The organism is Acinetobacter sp. ESL0695, from assembly GCF_029392135.1.
GTDB classification, from domain to species: Bacteria; Pseudomonadota; Gammaproteobacteria; order Pseudomonadales; family Moraxellaceae; genus Acinetobacter; species Acinetobacter pollinis.
Genome location: NZ_CP113932.1, coordinates 1,258,554 through 1,279,017, shown reverse-complemented (window position 1 = coordinate 1,279,017; position 20,464 = coordinate 1,258,554). Strand labels below are relative to the sequence as shown.

Sequence of the window (20,464 nt, the reverse complement as noted above, 5' to 3'; positions counted from 1 at the left end):
TATAAAATAATGAAAAATAAAAATATATTTATCTCTCTTGGTGTTTTTGTGCTATTGGTGGCCGGCCTATTTATTTGGAATGCGCAACGACACAAAAAATCAGATGAGTTAGTTGTTGGCATTACCCCTGCATTTACACCCATACTACAAGTTGCTGTTACACAAGCAGAAAAACAAGGTTTACATATCAAACTCGTTGAGTTTTCAGACTGGAAAATGCCAAATATTGCTTTAAATAATGGTGATATTCAGGCAAATTTCTTTCAGCACCAGCCTTTTTTAAATAATGCAATTAAAGAAGGTGGTTATCATCTAAAAATATTTGCTGTGGGTGCGGCCTCACGTGTGGGGCTATATTCTAAAAAATACACATCTTTAGAAAGTCTTCCGCAAAAAGCTCGGGTTGCTATTCCAAATGATCCTGTGAATGAGGGTCGTGCATTATTGTTATTACAAGAAGCGAAGTTAATTCAACTTAAAGATCCCAATAATCATTTAGCCACTTTACAAGATATTGTAAGTAATCCAAAAAATTTACAATTTATAGAAATGGAAGGACCGCAGACAGCAAGAGCTGTAGACGATGTTGATCTTACATTTACCTATCCACAATATTTGAAACTGGCAAAGACAATTGATCCGCAAAAAGCATTATATTTGAATAAAGATGAAGATAAACGTTATGCCATTGTTTTTGCTGTAAAAGATAACTATCAAGATGACAATGATAAATTAAAACGATTTGTCGAAATTTATCAACAATCTCCTGAAGTAAAAGCTGCACTTGATCAACAGTTAGGTCAATCTTTATGGTATCGAGGGTGGTCATAATATGAATGCACAAATACATCAGAACGCCGTTTTAGATGTCAGTATTAAAGGCGTAAATAAGTATTATGCTAACCAAGTGCATGCTCTGAAAGATATTCATTTAGAAGTTAAACAGGGCGTCATTTGTGGTGTTATTGGTAGAAGTGGTGCGGGAAAATCATCGCTTTTACGCACTTTAAATGGATTGGAATCTATTAGTACAGGTCAGCTTCATGTACTTGGTGAGACTATTTCGGAATTAAATTACACCGATTTAATTCGCCTTAGACAACGTGTAGGTATGATTTTTCAACACTTTAACTTAATGTCTACAAAAACCGTTTGGGAGAATGTGGCGTTGCCCTTAATTGTGGCAGGTGTGAAAACTCAAGAAATTATATCACGTGTTGAAAAAATTTTAGCATTGGTAGGCTTAGAAAATAAGAAAGAGAGCTATCCTTCACAACTTTCAGGTGGTCAAAAACAACGAGTAGGTATTGCAAGAGCCTTGATTCATAATCCTGAAATTTTATTGTGTGATGAAGCAACCTCGGCACTAGACCCAGAAAGCACACAAATGATTTTAAAATTATTGAAAAAAGTAAATAAACAATTGGGCATTACCATTATTTTGATTACTCATGAAATGCAAGTCATTCGTGATCTTTGCGATGAAGTGGTTGTGATTGATCAAGGTGAGATTATAGAAAAGGGAGCGGTGTGGAAAGTGTTTTCATCGCCTCAAAAAATGATAACCAAGGAATTGTTGTATCCTGAAGATAATATTGTCTCTTTACCTCTAGATGTGGAGTTACAAAATAATCATCAATATCAAGTAGTAAATATTCGCTATGCATACGCTATTGGAAAATTGTTTAATTTACAAAACTTATTACAACGTTTGTCTTCAGTTGCTTTGTTTTATAGCCGTATTGATCAAATTCAAGAATATTATGTGGGCGAGCTACAGTTAGCTTATCCAATCCATTACACAATTCCTCATCATCTTAAACAAGAATTGGGACTGGAAATATTGGATATACAGGAGATAGGTTATGTCGAATCTATTGTTTGATATTTTGCTGACAGGCCTATTAGATACACTAGTGATGGTTGGGGTTTCTGCTGGTTTGGCTTTTTGTTTTGGCCTTCCTTTGGCACTTATTTTGGTATGTACAGAAAGAAATGGTATTTATCCTTCTTACTATATTAATCGTTGTATAGGTACAATCGTTAATATTACACGAGCTATTCCTTTTCTCATTCTTATGGTGGCACTTATTCCAATTACACGTTGGATTGTAGGTACAAGTTACGGCTTATGGGCTGCGGTTGTGCCATTAACTTTAGCCGCAACGCCGTTCTTTGCACGTATTGCCGAGGTAAGCTTGCGTGAAGTCGATTTTGGCTTAATTGAAGCGGCACAAGCTATGGGATGTAGTCGGAAACAAATTGTTTGGCACGTTTTATTACCTGAGGCACTTTCAGGTATTGTATCTGGTTTTACTGTAACATTAGTAACGATGATAAACTCTTCAGCGGTTGCAGGTGCTATTGGTGCAGGTGGTTTAGGAGACGTTGCATATCGTTATGGTTATCAACGTTTCGATATACAAATCATGTTGGCAGTTATTGTTTTATTGGTAATATTAGTGGTTTCTATACAATACATTGGCGATCAAATTTCACAGCAATTAGATAAAAGAAAAGTATAGACCAAAAGAACTATCCTAGTTTAAAACACGATTAAACTAGGATTTTTAATTTATAGAATATAAGCAACTTTTTTAAAACTAGATCGCTCACGAATGTTTTGAATCCATGCCTCGATATGTGGGTGTGTTTTGCGTTGTATGTCGAAATTAAACCAATGGTGTAGTGCTAATCCAAGAGGAATGTCTGCAATACCAAATTGCTGTCCTGAAATATAAGGTTGTTTGGATAGAAGCTCCTCTAAAATGAGAAGTTGTTTTTCAATCGTTTCAATAATTGGCGGTAAAATATCTAACCTTTGTTTATCATGAGGTGTTCGTACCAGTTCATAGAAAATAATACTAAATTGAGGTAGAAAGGTAGTGATATACCAATCTAACCATTGTTCTGCTTGAAAGCGCTTTTGTGGATGGGAAATCCATATTTTCTCTTTCCCATATACTTCGGCAAGGTAGCGGAGAATAATTTGAGATTCCCAAATTGATGTATATTCATCTTGTAAAACGGGAATGAGTCCATTGGGATTAAGTTGTAAGAAGGCTTCGGTATGCACAATACCAAACTCTTTACCTGCCAGAATATGTTCAAAAGATAACTCAAGTTCATGTGCAAGCCATAAGACTTTTTGTACATTAAGAGAGTTTGGTCTTCCATAAATTTTAATTGTCATTTTATTTCCTAATAATCGAATCTAAGTCGAAGTAACGTAAGGTCTGGGGTATTTACTGTATCAGATGTAAAATAATGCTCTATATCTAAGCCTATGCCATATTTAAATTTGACTGCTGTTCCAATACCAAAATTATTTTGTTTAAAGTTTCTACCATTAATATACCTAAAGTGTGTTTCTAAAATATAAGGACGTATATTTTGAACTGAATATTGGTTAATGTTGAATTTATATCCTGCATAGCTTTCGATACCAAATGTTTCACTATTATAAGCTGTTTGAATAATACCGCTCTTTGTTGGTAATATATTCTTTGTATAATTAATTCCAAGACTGAGTAACCATTTGTCATCAATATAAAACAGTGATGACCCTAATACATGGCCATTATATTTCTTTTGTTCACCTGAGCTATTACTACTAAGATTACCATTGTTATATTGATAAGCATTAGCCCAAGAAAATTTAGGTGTAAAATGGTATTCAGTTGCAACTTGCAGACCATATTTTCGTTTAAATGTGGTTGTAGAATAATTCGTATTGGTATCTTGAAATAAGTAAGCACTATAAAAATCTAGCTTTTTATAAGATGTCTCATAACGAAGCGTCTTATTTGCAGACCCAGTACCATCAAATGCAGATTGGTTTGAATAATCTAGTGGTTGGGCAATAGGAGTATAATCTGCTAAATCAGTTTTTACTCCTACTATATCGTAGAATAAATCATTGATTTTGCCGAATTTAAAAGTACCAATTCGATTATTTTTGAACCCTGTATAAAGCTGATTTGCTGTTAAAGTTGAATCAGATTTTTGATAACGGCCATGCCATCTTAAAATTTTTGGATAATTAATATAGGTTTCACTGCCAATAATAAAATGCCAATCATTGGCAAACTTGTAGTCAGATGAAAGGCTAATTTTACTAAACGAGTTATATCCATCGCGTCTGGATTTTAATGCATCATTGGTGCTGTTATATTCATCAAAAATGAGACTCTGTAATCTAAATGAACCAGAAGAAGCTATTGTAAGCGTATCATTTTTTTTAAAAACATCGTTTTTATTATAAATTATTTTTTCTGCATAAATATTTGAACTAAATAAAAATAAAGAATAGTAAATAAGATGAGATAATCTATTTTTTTGTAGATACATTATAGTTTGAGTCCAGTATATAATTTCGAATTTACAATCTAGATTTAATATTTTTATTTGTTAAATATGAATAAATTATTAATATATCTATTTATAAGAATAGTGTTCTATTTTATTTTTAAATATAAGAAGTCATTATTTTATTATTTATGTTTTTAATTAAAATCCATTTAAATAATGGAAATTATTTTTATTCTTAAATAAATATGTCACTTAAATATAATATAAGTTTTTTAGATAAATGTCCGATTGCAAATAATGAGTCTAGTGAACAGGCATTTAAACATACACTGGAGTTAGTTAAAAAACTCGAAATATTAGGTTTTTCACGTTATTGGCTTGCAGAACATCATGCTTCTGAGCAATACGCCAGTACATCACCAGAGTTATTAATAGCATGGCTATTGCCTCAAACTCATACTATTCGACTGGGGTCTGGGGGGGTAATGCTACAACATTATAGTCCTTATAAAGTTGCAGAAAACTTTAACCTTTTAGCAACTTTGGGAAAAAATCGTGTGGACTTAGGTGTTGGAAAAGCACCAGGTGGTATGCCAGTTTCTACTAAAGCATTGCAATATGCGGTGAATCCGAGTCAAAAAGGGACATTTCAAGATCAGTTGACACTTTTAAATGATTATCTTCAGGGAAAATCATCTTTAACCGTGTATCCGAAAGTAGAACATCCAGCAGAGTATTTTTTACTAGGAGGCAGTGAAGAAAGTGCATTACTTGCTGCAAAGCTAAATTGGAATTTTGTGTTTGCAGCGCATTTGAATGGTGATATTGAAAAGCTCAGAAAATCTTTGCAGGTTTTTAAACAGAAAGCACCTCAACGTACAGCCATTATTGCATTACAAATTATTATTGCAGAGACAGAAAAGCATGCGAATGAATTGGCAAAAGACTTAGAGGTTTGGACACTTGAATTAGAAGATGGTCAACGCTTTAAAGTACTTAATAAAGCTATGGCAGATACTTTCGCACAACAAGCAAATAAGAAAATAATTTCTTTAGTAAAAGAACCTTTAACTGTTTTAAAAGGAACTGCTCAACAAGTCATATCCGCTCTTGATCAATATTATCAAAACTTTCCAGTTGATGAGTTCATTCTGGATATTCCATTGGCAGATCATAAACAAAGACAACATATTTTAGATTTGCTCATACAACATTTAACTCAGATAAAGCATGCCGTTGCATCGTAATAAGGAAAATAAAATGACTATCAATACGTATAGTAGGCAAATTCATTTTGGAACAATACTACAAGGTGCAGGTGGAAATATGTCTGCATGGCGACACCCTGATGCGATTGCCAATGCCAGTATTAATTTAGATTTTGTTAAAAATATTGCGATACAAGCAGAACAAGCAAAGTTTGATTTTGTCTTTATTGCAGATGGTTTATATATCAATGAAAAATCAATTCCACATTTTTTGAATCGTTTTGAACCAATCACTTTATTATCTGCCCTTGCAAGTGTTACACAAAAAATAGGCTTGGTTGGTACGGTCTCTACATCTTATAGTGAACCCTTTAATGTTGCTCGTCAGTTTGCAAGTTTAGACCATATTAGCGGTGGAAGAGCAGGTTGGAATGTTGTCACCACACCTTTGGAAGGGACATCTAAAAATTTCAATAATAAACCGCATCCTGCCCATCAACAGCGCTACGAAATTGCAGATGAATATTTAGATGTAGTGAAAGGATTATGGGATTCTTGGGAAGATCATGCTTTTGTTCGTAATAAAGAAACGGGAAAATTCTTTGATCCAAACAAGTTACATGCCATTCAACATACAGGAAAGTATTTTCAAGTACATGGCCCATTAAACATTGAGCGTACACCTCAAGATAGACCTATTGTTTTTCAAGCTGGTGCATCAATAAGTGGTCAAGACCTTGCTGCTAAACATGCAGATGCAATTTTTACCCATCAGCATAATCGAGTAGAGGCCAAAGCCTTTTATCGTAGTGTAAAAGAAAAATTAAAGAGTTACGGGCGACACGAAAATGATTTATTAATTTTCCAAGGCATTGGTGTGCTTATTGGTCAAGATCAATCTGATATTGAACGGCAGTACCAACAAATGACAACGTTGGTGTCGATTGAAAATGCTTTAGATTATCTGGGACGTTTTTTTGAACATCATGATTTTTCAAGATATGAACTTGATGCCCCATTTCCAGACTTAGGTACGCTTGGGGAAAATAGTTTTAGAAGTACTACGGATGAAATTAAACGCGTGGCTAAGGAAAATGGATATTCTTTGCGTCAGACAGCATTGGCATGGGCGACACCGAAGCCTCCATTTACTGGCACGCCGTTAGAAATTGCAAATCAGCTAGAAGAGTGGTTTGAGGAAAATGCAGCAGATGGATTTATTATTCAAGGTGCAACACCAAATACCTTAACGCAGTTTATTCAACAAGTTATACCGATTTTACAAAAAAAGGGGCTTTATAGAACAGAATATTTAGGCACAACATTACGTGAAAATTTACAGTTGTCTAGGCCTAATAATCAGTTTCAAACCATTCAACAAAAAGAAAAAATAGCCTAAGAGAATTTAAAATGAAATTATATAAAAACTTTTTAACACTAAGCATTCTTACAACTAGTCTGTATTTAACAGGGTGTAATCATGACAATATCCAAAATGAAAAAGTATCTTCTGACATTGCAGTCTCATCACCTGTCAGCTCTACAAATACACCCTCTACATCCGAGCAAAAAATATTACTGGAAAATACGACTCCAATCGATACCGATATAAACCAAAATGCGATTGCAAAAATTCCTAAGAATTATCACTTTGTCGAAGCAGGCTATTTTACAGTCGGTACTTATGCTGGATCACCTCCAATTGCTGTTATGGCGCCAGATAATAAAACTGTGATTGGAACAGAAGCAGATATTGCACGTTTAATTGCAGACAGTTTGGGATTAAAACTTAAACTTGTGGTGAGTTCTTGGGAAGATTGGCCACTAGGACTGAGTAGTGGTAAATACGATGCTGTTTTGGCTAATATTACTGTAACTAAAGAACGAAAAGAGAAATTTGATTTTGCGACATATCGTCAAGATGTTTTGGGTATTTATGTTTCAGATAAGAGTCAGGTTAAAAAAATTGAAAACGCTGATGATATTGCAGGACTTAAAGTTATTGTAGGGGCAGGCACAAATCAGGAAAAAGTTTTATTAACTTGGATAGAGGACAATAAGAAAAAAGGGTTAAAGCCTGCTCAAGCGCTTTACTATAACGATAATGCATCCGCAAGTTTAGCCCTTCAATCGGGGCGGGCAGATGCTATTTTGGGGCCAAATGCTATTTATGCATGGCAAGCATTAAACGGCGCTAAAATTCACTTGGCGGGATTAATTAAAGGGGGGTGGCCACGCCGTGCAGATATTGCCGTCACTGTGAAAAAAGGTAGTGGTCTTGCAGAGCCAATTCAAATTGCACTCAATGGTGTGATTCAAAATGGAAAATATTCACAGATATTAGATCGTTGGGGAGTTAAAACAGAGGCTGTATCTGATTCGGAAATTAATCCACCGGGTTTGGGCGACCAATAAAAGGAGATCAGCATATGAATACTCAATTTATTCCGACATCAATTGCCGCAGATCACGTACAACCATTGTTAGATGGGCTGTTTCAAGAATATTTTGAAATATATCATCATGTTTTATCAAAGCATGGCAAATTAGCAATATATCAAGATAAACAACATCAAGAACGATATGAACCCGCTGTGCTTTATCAGCCTCCTCATGGTTTATTTATTACACTAAAAAATGAAGACAAGGTTATAGCTATGGGAGCATATAAACGTTATGACCATGAAACAGCCGAGTTAAAGCGCATATGGACACATCCAGACTTTAGAAAGCAAGGTATTGCGGAAAAAGTGGTTTTGGAATTAGAAAAACAAGCAAAAATCGCAGGATATAAAAGAATCTATCTCACAACAGGTTTTAAGCAAATTCCAGCTGTCAAATTATATTTAGCTTTAGCGTATCGGCCTTTATTTGAAGTCAATAGTGAGTTTAATTTTGATCATTATGGTCAAGACCCTTATGACGGAAGCTTACCATTCGAAAAACAATTAACTTATGGGGACATCGTATGAATCAATCACAATATCAAATTGTCCCTCATAAAAAGCCTTGGCAATGGGTCGGGATAATCCTTTCGCTCTTTGTCATAGTGACCATACTACATTCCATTTTTTTTAATGAAAAATGGGGATGGACTGTTTTTAAACATTGGTTTTTTGATCGAGCCATTTTAGATGGTTTATTCATTACATTGAAACTGACATTTTTTGCCATGATCCTTAGTTTTATTTTAGGTGGTGTGGTTGCAATGATGCGGTTATCTTCATCATGGTTTATTCGTAGTTTGGCATGGGGGTATATTTGGATTTTTCGTTCGTTACCTTTATTGGTGGTTCTCATTATTTTATATAATTTTTCATACTTGTATGAGAATATTTCGCTAAGCATACCTTTTACACACCTGTCTTATGGTGAATATAAAACTGTAAATGTACTTGATCAGTTTATGACGGCATTGGTTGGATTAACCATAGTACAAAGTGCATATACTGCAGAGGTTATTCGAGGTGGTATACAGGCTGTTGATCGTGGCCAAATTGAAGCTTCTACGGCACTAGGACTTTCATGGTGGCACCGAACCACACGTATTATTTTGCCTCAGGCGATTCGTAGCATTTTACCTGCAATGATTAATGAATGTATTAATTTATCTAAAGGAACGGCTATCGTTTATGTATTGGCAATGCCAGAGCTTTTTTACACAGTACAAATGATTTATAACCGTAACCAAGAGGTTATTCCGTTACTTATGGTTGCCGCCGTTTGGTATACCGTTATTACGAGCTTTTTTTCTATTTTACAGTATGCCCTTGAAAGAAAACTAAGACAGCCTATTACAGCTAGCGTACCGCATTTAACGATGAGTCATCTTTTATCATTTAAAAAATCTTCGCCAATTCAGTCTGCGATCCTGAGAGAAAAAGTATGAAAGACCATTATAAGCCAACTTCTCAGGGACATATAAAGGTTACACATGTTGTTAAACAGTATGGACAGCATGTGGCTTTGAATGATGTTTCCTTAGATATTCCTGCAGGATCGGTTACTGTTATTATTGGGCCTTCAGGATCAGGTAAATCAACATTACTCCGTACCTTGAATCATTTAGAAAAATTAGATGCAGGTTATATTCAGATTGATGGTGAATTTATCGGTTATCGTGAGAAAAATAATAAACTCTATGAGCTAAAGGAAAAGGAAGTTTTAAAACAACGTAAAGCAATAGGATTTGTATTTCAAAATTTCAATTTATTTCCACATTTAAGCGTATTGCAAAATATTATTGAAGCTCCAGTTGCTCATAAACTCTATAGTAAATCTAGGGCTATTCAAAAAGCAGAGGATTTACTGACATTGGTAGGACTAAAAGAAAAGATTCATGCATGGCCAACGCAATTGTCTGGAGGCCAGCAACAACGTGTTGCGATTGCTCGAGCATTGGCACTTGACCCTAAAGTCATTTTATTTGATGAGCCAACATCTGCTTTAGATCCCGAGCTTGTAGGTGAAGTGTTGAATGTCATTAAAAACTTAGCAAAATTAGGAAAAACGATGGTTGTGGTGACGCATGAAATTGCATTTGCAAAAGAAGTTGCAGATTACGTTATTTTTATGGATCGAGGACAGATTGTAGAAAAGGGAACAGCAGATTCGGTCTTACTTGCACCATCTGAAATGAGAACACAAAAGTTTTTGGCCAGTGTATTGTCTTAGAGAGTTGATTATGTCACACCATTTAGAAAGCTATCTACATCAAGTTTTTCATGAACTGCACCAATATCCAGAACTGTCGAATCATGAATTTAAAACCACTAAAAAACTGAAAGATGAACTGGAAAAACATCATATTAACGTTTTAGATTTACCTTTAAAAACAGGTATCGTGGTAGAGATTGGTCAGGGGGAGCATAGTATTGCATTACGTGGAGATATAGATGCATTGCCGATTCAAGAACAAGTCGATGTTCATTATCACTCTCAAGAAGATGGTGTTATGCATGCATGTGGCCATGATTTTCATGCAACGGCAATGTTGGGAGCGGCAATATTATTAAAAGAGAGTGAGCATAAGCTCAAAGGGCGCGTGCGTATTATTTTTCAGCCTGCCGAAGAAGTGGGTACGGGTGCACTGGAAATTATTCAAACAGGTGTTTTAGAGAATATACAAGCTATTTTTGGGATTCATAATGATCCAACTTTAGCGGCTGGAATAATCGGATGTAAAGCAGGTGCATTAACTGCGGGCGTAGATCGATTTTCAATTCATATACAGGCTAAAGGTACCCATGCTGCAAGACCACAAGATGGCAATGATCCTTTAATTGTTCTTGCACATATTATTCAGGTATTTCAAACCATTATTAGTAGAAGAATTAACTCTAGTGAAAATGCAGTGGTTTCTTTAACGCAGGTACATAGTGGAACAACATGGAATATTATTCCAGATACTGCTTTTTTAGAGGGAACTGTTCGAACTTTTAATACGCATGTACGTGAACAGATAGCACATGAAATAAGGCAAATATTAGAAGGTATTGAAAAAACATTTGCTGTAAATATTCATTTAGACTGGCAAGCAGGGCCGCCTTCTGTAATGAATGATGCAAATTGGTCGAGTTTTGCATTAGAGGTTGCACAGGATCATCAGTTCGACTGTCAGACCATTGAAAAAAGTCCAATTGGAGAAGATTTCTCTTTTTATCAAGAAAAAATGGATGGTGCTTTTATTATGATTGGCTCTGGTGGTCCTTATCCATTGCATCACCCGAAGTTTAAAATTGATACAAATATTATTTTGCCTAGCAGTATCTATTTGGCGCGACTTGCTGAACGTGCACTAATATTTATCGATGAACAGCAATCTTAAAGGGTTAAAAAAATAGAACAAAAAGGTCGGGTATCTTTTGTTGGAATTTCATGTTTTTGTGTTAATTTAAACAAAGTTATATAAATACTTAATAAAAGGCGAATATGAAGCAATTATTCACAGCAAGTTTATTGCTTATAAGCTCGACAATTGTTTTTGCAACAACACAACCTAAAGCCACTCCAAATGTGACTGCTGATGATATTACGATTGTACCTAGACCAGTAATCTATGGTTTATGGGGAATTGAACTTCCAAATAATAAAAAATGTATGGAGTTTTATAACTTTAAGACAGGTAATCGTTTGGTCATTAACAGTGCTTCAGAGTGGGCAACGGGTGTATATGACTATCAGCCGTCTCCTGACAATAATGTAAAAGTTGGCGCTTTAGCTATTCAAATGAAGTTCGATAACAATCAACCAGATTGTTCAGGACAAAGAACAGAAGTGAATACAGATGTAGCACAGTACTATGTCCATTGGAAAGATCAAAATAATCTACAATTTTGTACTTCTGCCGATGGTAATCAATGTTTTGTAAATCTAAAGCGCATTTTACCTTAATGGGTTACAAACAATTTGCAGGCTTCGGCACTCCCGCAAGTCTGCTCAGTTGACGTGCAACTAAGCCTGTATTGAATTGTTGTTGTAAGATCATATTAGTGATTTCACCATCTACCGTTTTCATGAGGAATTTAATAAGCGGACGAGTTGCAGGTGCATAACCAAACTGTTGGTAAAACTGACGAACGCCGTTTAACACTTTGAAATGCCATGCTGTTAAATGGAGATCTAAACTTTCTGCCAATTGCTGGGCAACGGATTCATTCCAGTCGGTATAGTTTACTAAATGACCATCTTGGTCGAGCTCTAACTTCATATCTATCCTATTAGTTCATTCGAATACATTGCTTGGTGTGAATAACCAGTTCAGCAAAATGATCATAGTCAATAATTTCTACATTTTTAGGGCATGGCAGATGCGCAACTAAGGGCTGATCTGTTTTAATGATATATACATTTTCAAACATTGCGAGCAAGGGCGAATGAATGTGAAGTACAGCATCGCCCATTAAAATAATAGGGTCGCTTGGTTCTGCGATATCCTTTAAAGACAATAGATGGGTGGCTGTCTTTATATATTCACTTTGTATTAAATAAATACGATGCGTCATAAAATTACCAATATAAGATATGATCGAATGTTTGAAGAAAACTCACATTGAAGTCGATGTAGGTCATGTGCTGTTTTGAATGAAGAACGTAGGGATGACTGCTATCTTGTTTTTGGATATAGATTGTTTCTATATCGTAGAATTCCAAACTTTCTCTCATTGCAGAAGCAGGTTTCACAATATTTTCATTTTTATTAAATGTTAGGCCATCTTGCAATAATGAAAGTGCTGCATCTTTGAGGAGTATCGTAGTTTGACATCCAAAACTTGCCATGACCAGTGCAGCAGATAAACTTTCATTGGTTTGTAACTGCGTAATATTGGGTTGTGTTAAAACAATAAGTACACTTTTCACATCAATCCCTCTTTTTTTGAATCTATATACATTTAGAACTGAATGACACGTTCACTCGATTGTATGGCGTCTGCAAGTTCTCCAAGGCCAACCAGCTCAAATCGCTCTGCAAGGTTAGATTGTGAGAGTTGGTGGCGTATTGCATTTTCTTGGTCTGTAATACCTCTATTAAGTGCGGCACTCACGCATACAGGAAGTCGAACTTTAAGTTTTTGCCACTCTTGTGTTAGGTTACGTTGATCATCTGGCATCCAATTCAATGCATTTGCAATATGTACGGCATCTTGATAGAAAAATACACTCAATGGTAGACCTTGTTTTTCTAATGATTGCGCAAGTCCCAGAGCATGCCATGAAATTGAAGAAGTCGGTGCAGTTGTCATTAAAATGAGTGTACTCATTAATTATTCACCCGTAATTATCCTATTGTAATTAGTATACAATGAATCTGATCAATCTTAATCATCGTCTAAAACAAGGTGGTCAGCTTTATAGCGAAAGTTAAGTTTTTAAAGGCCTGATCATTTAAAAATACTTAAATGATCAGGATGTATGGCGATATATTATTTTTGAGGTTGATATTCTAAAGATGAATGATGTAAAAATACTCTAAGATTGCCAGCTTGATCTTTTACAAATCCCCAAGTTTTATCTACATTTGTGGTTTTTCCATATTTATCTTCTAAGTGTGTTTTCCCCATAACTAGCGCCGTATTACCTAAGTTCTTTACAACATAATTTTCGATATTACATTTTTTCCAACCTTTTAAGGCGAATCCCTTGTCGTTTGGAAAGTTTGGATTATCACCTACAAAATAGGCCAGTGCACCTTCTTTCGTTGTTCTAAAAGTCTGTGGTGTTTGAGATAAAGTGGGTTTAAATAATAGATCTCCGTCTGTAATTAAGTATTGTTCATCAATCATTTGAGATGCTTGTTTTTTTGCTTCGGCCAAGCCATTGTCTTGATAGGTTTTACTTATATTTATAAGCGCATCGCACCATTTGGTTTGATGGTGATTGATATCTTCAATTGTTATATTTGATGTGAGAGATGATGGTGCTTGTGCATAAGCATAGGTCATTGATGTTAAGCCAAATATACTAAAAATAAAGAAAGATTTCATAAAAATTCCATTTGAAAAAAATAAATAAAAAAAGATAAAAAATACAGCCAAAAAAGATAAAGCGCACTTCATCTAATACACATATTATATATTTAAAAAATATAATATATAATTATTTAATTTAATTTTGTAAAGATAGTAATTTTTTAGTGAATTCAACATTTCGATGGTTTTTATAACCAAAAGCATCATTAAAATGACTGAAAAGCAATCAATAGCTGTGTAAAAATGAAATGAAAGAAATTATTACATCTATAAATTCAAACTGAACAAGTATAGATATTTTTATACCGTATCTAACCTTGAATATTTGCATTAAATAAATACCAAATAATCAAAGGAGTAATAAATAATGATTCTAATTACAGGTGGTCTTGGGTTTATTGGTTCACATCTTGCCTTATCTTTATTAAAACAGGGCAAAGAGATCATTATTGTTGATAATTTGGTCAATAGTAATATACATATGTTAGAGCGTCTGCAACAAATTTCAGGCCATACAATTCCTTTTTTTGATGGCGATTTGCGTAATACGCCTGCGTTGAACAAATTTATAGAACAATATGTAGTTGATTTAGTCATTCACTGTGCAGGGTTTAAGTCAGTTTCAGAATCTCATCTGAAGCCTGTGGAATATTATAATAATAATCTCAGTTCATCTATCAGTTTAATTCGTGCCATGCAACGTGCTGGTATTCGAAAAATTATTTTTCTATCGAGTGTGATGGTCTATGGAAGTTCTGGTACTGAGTTTACAGAAGAAACATCTTTAAATTATATATCGAATAATCCGTATCTTAAATCTCAGCAAATGATTGAAACAATGTTTAAAGATCTAGTTACAACAGATGTGGAATGGCAGGTCATGGTACTTCGCTTGTCAAACGTTGCAGGGGCTTTTCAGGAAGGTTTTTTAGGTGAGTTTATTCCACCCGTCCCTAAAACAATTTTAGGTCTATTACTGCAAGTAGCAAATCATGAACGTACTCATATCGATTTATATGAAAATAAAATAACGAGTGATGGTTCAGATGAGCGAAGTTTTATTCATATTTTAGATGTGTGTGATGCTGTAATCTCTGCGATTCATTGGCTTTATACAAATAAACGACATCATACTTTCGAAGTTTTTAATATTACACACCCTCAAATTTATAGTATTTTGGAGCTTATTGAACATGTTAAAAATACACTACAGGTAGATATTCCTATTGTGAAACATCCTTATGAAGCTAATCATTATCATGGACTCGAAAGAGTAAATGGGAGTATCCAGAGGGCTACTCAGATTTTAGATTGGACTCCTCACAGAGGGATAGGTGATATTATTCAACATCAATGGGCATTTTATACGACTTAGATTTAAATAAATGATAATTATTATTATTTACTATGGTGATTCGATTGTTTATCATAAAATAATGACATATGGATATAACTAAACGGTGAGAACATCAATGAGTGTACGTATAGAACATGACACAATGGGTGAGGTAGAAGTTCCTGAGCATGCTTTATGGGGGGCTCAAACACAAAGAAGTTTACAAAACTTTAAGATTGGTCAAGAGCACTTACCTCGAATAATGATTAAAGGTATGGGACTTGTAAAGAAAGCTGCTGCTTTAACAAATGCAACGCTTGAACAGATTCCTCATGAGTTGGCTTCCCATATTGTTGTAGCTGCTGAAGAAGTTATCGACGGCCAATGGGATAATCAATTTCCACTTGTCGTATGGCAAACAGGGTCAGGTACACAAAGTAATATGAATTGTAATGAGGTAATTGCCAATATTGCAAATCAAAAACTTGGTAATGCACTTGGTTCCCAAAAGCCAGTTCATCCAAATGATCATGTAAACCGTGCGCAATCTACAAATGATTCTTTTCCTACAGCAATTCATGTTGCGGCTAGCTTACATATCAATGAACTTTTAATTCCTGCAGTAAAAGCTCTAAGAGAAACACTTGCAAAAAAATCAGAGTACTTTAGTGATATTGTGAAAATTGGACGGACTCATTTGCAAGATGCTACGCCGTTAACACTTGGTCAAGAGTTTAGTGGTTATGTATCGCAACTTGATCATGCATTGGTACGTATAGATCAGGCTCTACAGGGTTTATATGAACTGCCATTAGGTGGTACAGCTGTAGGTACAGGCTTAAATGCACATCCTCAATATGCGCAGAAGTCTGCAGACGTATTGGCTGAACTAACAGGCCTTCCATTTGTGACAGCTCCGAATAAATTTGAAGCGCTTGCAGGCCGAGATGCGGCAGTTTTTGCCTCTGGTGCTTTAAAAACCTTGGCAGTTAGTCTAAATAAAATTGCAAACGATATACGTTGGTTGGCAAGTGGGCCAAGGTGTGGGTTTGGGGAAATTAGAATTCCTGAAAATGAACCTGGTTCAAGTATCATGCCAGGTAAGGTTAATCCAACGCAGAGTGAAGCAATGACGATGGTTGTTGCACAGGTGTTAGGAAACGATACAACAATTAATGTTGCTGGCGCATCTGGTAATTTTGAACTGAATGTATTTATGCCCGTGATTGCATTTAACTTATTGCAGTCAATTCGTCTCTTAGGCGATGCATGTAATAGTTTTAATGAAAATTGCGCCGTGGGTATAGAGGCAAATCATGAAAAGATTGATTATTTTTTACACAACTCTCTCATGTTAGTGACTGCTTTAAACCCTGTGATTGGTTATGAGAATGCAGCAAAAGTGGCAAAGACTGCTTATAAGGAAGGTAAAACACTTAAAGAAGTTGCTGTAGCATTAAATTTGGTAACAGAAGAACAATTCGATGAAGTTGTCAAACCTGAGAATATGGTTTCACCGAATGTGAAATAGACACTAAGATCATCAGCTATTTTGAATCGTTATGCTTATGTTTTACAATAGTAATAATTTTTAAGTGCTGATGATCATTTTATGCTTGATATTTATTTAACAGATGCAAAACAACATATTCAATTTCAAGATTATCCAGGTGATCATCCTGTCAAATTTATCTTAAATTTTAAAAAAATCTTTCCAAGTGTTATGGAGCTTCTACTTCCTGTATTACCTGAAGATAATGACTTGGAAAAAATGCAGTGGGAGTCTAAAGAGGTTGATTTTAAAATTTTCCAACTGCTTGTCAGTGGATGGGGAGTTGTAGAGTTACGTTTAACTGCACTTGCACAATTTAAAAATAGACCGTATGCCGATAAGCTCGTTAAACAAGCAAAAGCGAAAAGACAAGAATATAGTAAGAAACATCCTCAGCTAAAAACTGTTGAACTAGATTATCTCTTTTTGCAAAATTTACATGCCCTTATTGATGCTGATCTAATAGAGGTAGGTGAAAAATTCTATCTACCAACTTTACACGGTTTATGGAAAAACTATGTATCATCAAAAATATTAAATGCCACTTTATAATTACGGGTATTATCATCATAAAAAAACCGCCATTCAGGCGGTTTTTTTAATTGGCTGTATTAATCTGCATGATGTTGCTTTAAAACACGATCACATGTTTCTTTGTCTAAAGCATTGTCCCAACGTGCCACAACAATTGTTGCACAAGCATTACCAATAATGTTGGTTAATGCACGGCATTCAGACATGAAACGGTCAATTCCTAATATAAGTGCCATACCTGCAACAGGAACGTCTGGTACTACCGACAAAGTGGCAGCAAGTGTAATAAATCCTGCACCAGTAACGCCTGCAGCCCCTTTAGAACTAATCATAGCAACGAGGAGTAGTGTTAATTGTTGACCAATGGTTAAGTCAATATTACATGCCTGAGCAATAAATAACGCCGCCATGGTCATATAAATATTTGTACCATCTAAGTTGAATGAATAACCTGTTGGAATAACTAGACCAACAATCGATTTTTCACAACCTGCTTTTTCCATTTTTTTCATTAAATTAGGTAAAGCAGCTTCAGAAGAGCTTGTGCCCAATACTAACCAAAGTTCATCTTTGATATAGCGAATCAGATTAATAATAGAGAAGCCGTTATACTTAGCGACAGCCCCTAAAATAATAAGTATGAATAATAATGATGTGATATAGAACGTTGCAATGAGCAATGCAAGGTTACCAATTGAACCTACGCCGTATTTACCAATAGTGAAAGCCATTGCACCAAATGCACCAATTGGTGCAAGCTTCATTAGCATGCCCACGAGTTTAAATACTGGTACGGTTAAGGTATTTAAAAAGTCAATAATCGGCTGTGATTGCTTACTTGTAGAAGCAAGTGCAATACCAAATAAAACTGCAACGACAAGAACTTGTAAAATATCTCCACCAACAAGCGGACTAATGAGTGTTTTTGGAATAATTCCCATTAAGAAGCCAACAATTGTAGAATCATGTGCTTTTTCTACATATTGGGCAACTTTATCGCCTTGAAGTGAAGCGGGGTCAATATTAAGGCCATGACCAGGTTGAACAATATTTGCTACGATCATACCCACAAACAAAGCGAGAGTAGAGAACGTCACAAAGTAAAGCATTGCTTTACCAGTCACACGTCCTACACTTCCCATATTATTCATGCCTGCAATACCCGTAACGACTGTGAGGAAAATTACAGGTGCAATAATCATTTTCACGATATTAATAAAAGCATCACCTAGAGGTTTAAAGCTTTCACCAACCGCAGGATAAAAGTGACCAAGTAAGATACCTATCGTAATTGCGAAGATAACTTGGACATATAGAATCTGGTAAAATTTAGGTTTTTTACCAGAAGTATGGTGATCGTGAACGTCCATTATTGAATCATCCTTTTACTCTAAAACTTAAAATATCAATTAATTCGGATTTTACTCAAAAAACTATTACAAGTCGAAATGTTCATTATTCAAAAAAGAAATGATATAAAGAGAAAAAACAGATTAATTAGCTGGTTTTTTTAATTTATTTTATGTAATTCATGCACTTAAATTAAAATTAATGCGTTTTTATAGCGAATAATGATGGCCATATACTTTAGTCGAATTACCTAAAATAGCCTAAGCATTTAAGCGAAAGACATAAAAAACCCAGAATTAACTCTGGGCTCAGTTATTAAACGCGTATCATTTTACGAAGATTAGTTTTAGCTTCAATCACTGTCATAAAAGTATATGCACCAATGAACTTTCGACTGATAAACATAAACTCTTTAGGAGGGATACTAAAATAACGTGAAGCCATAGATTTACTTGCACGTTGCATTACTCTATTGTGCAAATGGCTACGCTTCCAATCGTATCTATTTTCTGTATCCATGACACCTTCAGGTAGGTCAGGATTATTTTGTATAGAGCTAAATGGTTCTGTTGCTACTAAAAAGACTTTAGCCATGTCTGGTTTAATATTTACTGGAATTTGTTCAAAGAACGAGTAACCACGCATGGCTAAGACCATCTTATCAAGATCATGATGGTATCCTGCAAGGATCAAGTCGTGTGCAACAGAAAGAAGGTTTTTATCAAACTGTCTTATAGCGCCAAAGTCGAGTAATACAATACGATCAATTTCATCATCTGCTTTGGCTAATCGAACCAAGTAATTACCGAAATTAGGGTCAGTTTGCATTTCTCCCCAAACGAAGAGTTCATTTACAGCTACTTCTAAAGCTGCTTCACCAATTAAATTGCGCCGTTCTTGTGAAAGAGAGAGTACTTCTGGATTATTCACAGAAATACCACTTTCGTAAGTCATGCATAATACTTGGCTTGTACAATACTCATCAATGACAGTCGGAACAATATAGCGATGATCATCTTTTAGATATTCCGAAAAGCGTTTCGTTGTTGCTGCTTCTAACTGGTAATCGACTTCACGATGCATCATTTCACGTACTTCTTCAAACCATTGATCAAACTCTCTAGTCTGAGGAAGAAGATGTGTAAGTTTTAGCATCTGTTTGAATAGATTCATGTCTGAATCTATTGCATTCGCCACTCCTGGGTATTGTATTTTTAATACAACATCTAAATTATCTGATTTTCTTTTGGCACGATGTACTTGTGCAAGTGAAGCGGTGCCAATAGGGTGGGGGTCAATCTCTAAATCGGAAATCTTGTTACCTAGCTCATTTTGAACGTGAGGGTAAATAGACGACCAGTCTAATGCAATTGTCTGGTTATTTAATGTATTTAATTCTTCTGTTACTTCACGAGGTAAGAAATGCTCGCCATATAGCGCCATCATTTGACCTATTTTTACAATAGAGCCTTTTAATTTACCAATTTCAGAAACAAGGTATCGTGCTTGTTCTCGGAGAACTTGTTTTCTCTTTTTTTCTTTTTCCTTTTCACTTGAGAAAAAGGAAGTTGCATTTGAAGTTGCCCAACGTGTCCCCGCAAGAAATGATGCTTTCGCGATAGATAATCGTCGATCAATAGAAGATGTTTTTAAGTTTTTTAATATATCTTTTTGATCAGACATAGTGAAAATCCTTTAGTTGGGT

At 35.1% G+C, this 20,464-nt stretch carries 23 protein-coding genes; 14 read left to right on the top strand and 9 right to left on the bottom strand.

Going from position 1 to position 20,464, the window contains the following annotated elements:
• Positions 1-9 precede the first annotated feature (9 nt).
• Genes OZX61_RS06005 through OZX61_RS05995 form a run of 3 tightly spaced genes read left to right on the top strand, consistent with a single transcriptional unit; the run spans position 10 to position 2,525 of the window.
• Positions 10-831 (top strand): MetQ/NlpA family ABC transporter substrate-binding protein, encoded by an 822-nt coding sequence (locus OZX61_RS06005; RefSeq protein ID WP_277094181.1) that lies wholly within the window; start codon positions 10-12, stop codon positions 829-831.
• A 1-nt stretch (position 832) separates the two neighbouring features.
• Complete coding sequence (locus OZX61_RS06000) at positions 833-1,885, top strand: methionine ABC transporter ATP-binding protein (protein WP_277094180.1); 1,053 nt, start codon at positions 833-835, stop codon at positions 1,883-1,885.
• The gene (locus tag OZX61_RS05995) at positions 1,866-2,525 is read left to right on the top strand and encodes a methionine ABC transporter permease (protein ID WP_277094179.1); all 660 of its coding nucleotides are present in this window, start codon (positions 1,866-1,868) and stop codon (positions 2,523-2,525) included. The genes OZX61_RS06000 and OZX61_RS05995 overlap by 20 nt, the downstream gene beginning before the upstream one ends.
• Positions 2,526-2,575: 50 nt before the next feature.
• Here the strand turns inward: OZX61_RS05995 and OZX61_RS05990 are convergent, their stop codons facing one another.
• Positions 2,576-3,193: a glutathione S-transferase family protein gene (locus OZX61_RS05990; protein ID WP_277094178.1), complete on the bottom strand. Its 618-nt coding sequence runs from the start codon at positions 3,191-3,193 to the stop codon at positions 2,576-2,578.
• A gap of 8 nt (positions 3,194-3,201) precedes the next feature.
• A complete protein-coding gene (locus tag OZX61_RS05985; protein ID WP_277094177.1) occupies positions 3,202-4,350 on the bottom strand; it encodes a hypothetical protein in 1,149 nt (382 codons plus the stop codon).
• A gap of 206 nt (positions 4,351-4,556) precedes the next feature.
• On the opposite strand from OZX61_RS05985, the gene OZX61_RS05980 reads away from it, so the two are divergent.
• The 8 genes from OZX61_RS05980 (at position 4,557) to OZX61_RS05945 (ending at position 11,912) form a co-directional block, all read left to right on the top strand.
• The gene (locus OZX61_RS05980) at positions 4,557-5,558 is read left to right on the top strand and encodes an MsnO8 family LLM class oxidoreductase (RefSeq protein ID WP_277094176.1); all 1,002 of its coding nucleotides are present in this window, start codon (positions 4,557-4,559) and stop codon (positions 5,556-5,558) included.
• A gap of 13 nt (positions 5,559-5,571) precedes the next feature.
• Positions 5,572-6,918, top strand: coding sequence for an LLM class flavin-dependent oxidoreductase (locus OZX61_RS05975; protein ID WP_277094175.1), 1,347 nt, complete (start codon positions 5,572-5,574; stop codon positions 6,916-6,918).
• An 11-nt stretch (positions 6,919-6,929) separates the two neighbouring features.
• Positions 6,930-7,934 carry an ABC transporter substrate-binding protein gene (locus OZX61_RS05970; protein ID WP_277094174.1) on the top strand — a complete coding sequence of 335 codons (1,005 nt, stop codon included), beginning with the start codon at positions 6,930-6,932 and terminating at the stop codon, positions 7,932-7,934.
• Positions 7,935-7,948: 14 nt separating this feature from the next.
• Complete coding sequence (locus tag OZX61_RS05965; RefSeq protein ID WP_277094173.1) at positions 7,949-8,491, top strand: GNAT family N-acetyltransferase; 543 nt, start codon at positions 7,949-7,951, stop codon at positions 8,489-8,491.
• Positions 8,488-9,408 (top strand): amino acid ABC transporter permease, encoded by a 921-nt coding sequence (locus tag OZX61_RS05960; protein ID WP_277094172.1) that lies wholly within the window; start codon positions 8,488-8,490, stop codon positions 9,406-9,408. Before OZX61_RS05965 ends, OZX61_RS05960 begins: the two co-directional genes overlap by 4 nt.
• Complete coding sequence (locus OZX61_RS05955) at positions 9,405-10,193, top strand: amino acid ABC transporter ATP-binding protein (protein WP_277094171.1); 789 nt, start codon at positions 9,405-9,407, stop codon at positions 10,191-10,193. Before OZX61_RS05960 ends, OZX61_RS05955 begins: the two co-directional genes overlap by 4 nt.
• A 10-nt stretch (positions 10,194-10,203) precedes the next feature.
• On the top strand, positions 10,204-11,346 hold the full coding sequence (locus OZX61_RS05950; RefSeq protein ID WP_277094170.1) for an amidohydrolase: 1,143 nt from the start codon (positions 10,204-10,206) through the stop codon (positions 11,344-11,346).
• Positions 11,347-11,450: 104 nt separating this feature from the next.
• Positions 11,451-11,912, top strand: coding sequence for a hypothetical protein (locus tag OZX61_RS05945; RefSeq protein WP_195772598.1), 462 nt, complete (start codon positions 11,451-11,453; stop codon positions 11,910-11,912).
• A 4-nt stretch (positions 11,913-11,916) separates the two neighbouring features.
• Here the strand turns inward: OZX61_RS05945 and OZX61_RS05940 are convergent, their stop codons facing one another.
• From OZX61_RS05940 to OZX61_RS05920, 5 genes are all read right to left on the bottom strand, one after another.
• On the bottom strand, positions 11,917-12,228 hold the full coding sequence (locus tag OZX61_RS05940; protein ID WP_195772599.1) for a TusE/DsrC/DsvC family sulfur relay protein: 312 nt from the start codon (positions 12,226-12,228) through the stop codon (positions 11,917-11,919).
• 10 nt (positions 12,229-12,238) lie between these two features.
• Positions 12,239-12,523, bottom strand: coding sequence for a DsrH/TusB family sulfur metabolism protein (locus OZX61_RS05935; protein ID WP_195772600.1), 285 nt, complete (start codon positions 12,521-12,523; stop codon positions 12,239-12,241).
• 4 nt (positions 12,524-12,527) lie between these two features.
• On the bottom strand, positions 12,528-12,878 hold the full coding sequence (locus OZX61_RS05930; protein WP_195772601.1) for a hypothetical protein: 351 nt from the start codon (positions 12,876-12,878) through the stop codon (positions 12,528-12,530).
• Positions 12,879-12,910: 32 nt separating this feature from the next.
• Positions 12,911-13,279: a sulfurtransferase complex subunit TusD gene (gene tusD / locus OZX61_RS05925; RefSeq protein ID WP_195772602.1), complete on the bottom strand. Its 369-nt coding sequence runs from the start codon at positions 13,277-13,279 to the stop codon at positions 12,911-12,913.
• A 162-nt stretch (positions 13,280-13,441) separates the two neighbouring features.
• Entirely contained in the window at positions 13,442-14,002 is a 561-nt protein-coding gene (locus tag OZX61_RS05920) for a hypothetical protein (protein WP_277094169.1), read from the bottom strand.
• Between the two features lie 352 nt (positions 14,003-14,354).
• On the opposite strand from OZX61_RS05920, the gene OZX61_RS05915 reads away from it, so the two are divergent.
• The 3 genes from OZX61_RS05915 (at position 14,355) to OZX61_RS05905 (ending at position 17,427) form a co-directional block, all read left to right on the top strand.
• Positions 14,355-15,362 carry an SDR family NAD(P)-dependent oxidoreductase gene (locus OZX61_RS05915; RefSeq protein WP_277094168.1) on the top strand — a complete coding sequence of 336 codons (1,008 nt, stop codon included), beginning with the start codon at positions 14,355-14,357 and terminating at the stop codon, positions 15,360-15,362.
• 97 nt (positions 15,363-15,459) lie between these two features.
• Positions 15,460-16,854, top strand: coding sequence for a class II fumarate hydratase (fumC, locus tag OZX61_RS05910; RefSeq protein ID WP_277094167.1), 1,395 nt, complete (start codon positions 15,460-15,462; stop codon positions 16,852-16,854).
• A gap of 81 nt (positions 16,855-16,935) precedes the next feature.
• On the top strand, positions 16,936-17,427 hold the full coding sequence (locus tag OZX61_RS05905; RefSeq protein WP_277094166.1) for a hypothetical protein: 492 nt from the start codon (positions 16,936-16,938) through the stop codon (positions 17,425-17,427).
• Positions 17,428-17,486: 59 nt separating this feature from the next.
• Here OZX61_RS05905 and OZX61_RS05900 read toward each other — a convergent pair whose 3' ends face one another.
• Together OZX61_RS05900 and OZX61_RS05895 are read right to left on the bottom strand one after the other, a co-directional pair.
• Positions 17,487-18,779: a dicarboxylate/amino acid:cation symporter gene (locus OZX61_RS05900; RefSeq protein ID WP_277094165.1), complete on the bottom strand. Its 1,293-nt coding sequence runs from the start codon at positions 18,777-18,779 to the stop codon at positions 17,487-17,489.
• Positions 18,780-19,074: 295 nt separating this feature from the next.
• Complete coding sequence (locus OZX61_RS05895) at positions 19,075-20,442, bottom strand: AarF/ABC1/UbiB kinase family protein (protein WP_277094164.1); 1,368 nt, start codon at positions 20,440-20,442, stop codon at positions 19,075-19,077.
• Between the last annotated feature and the right edge of the window lie 22 nt (positions 20,443-20,464).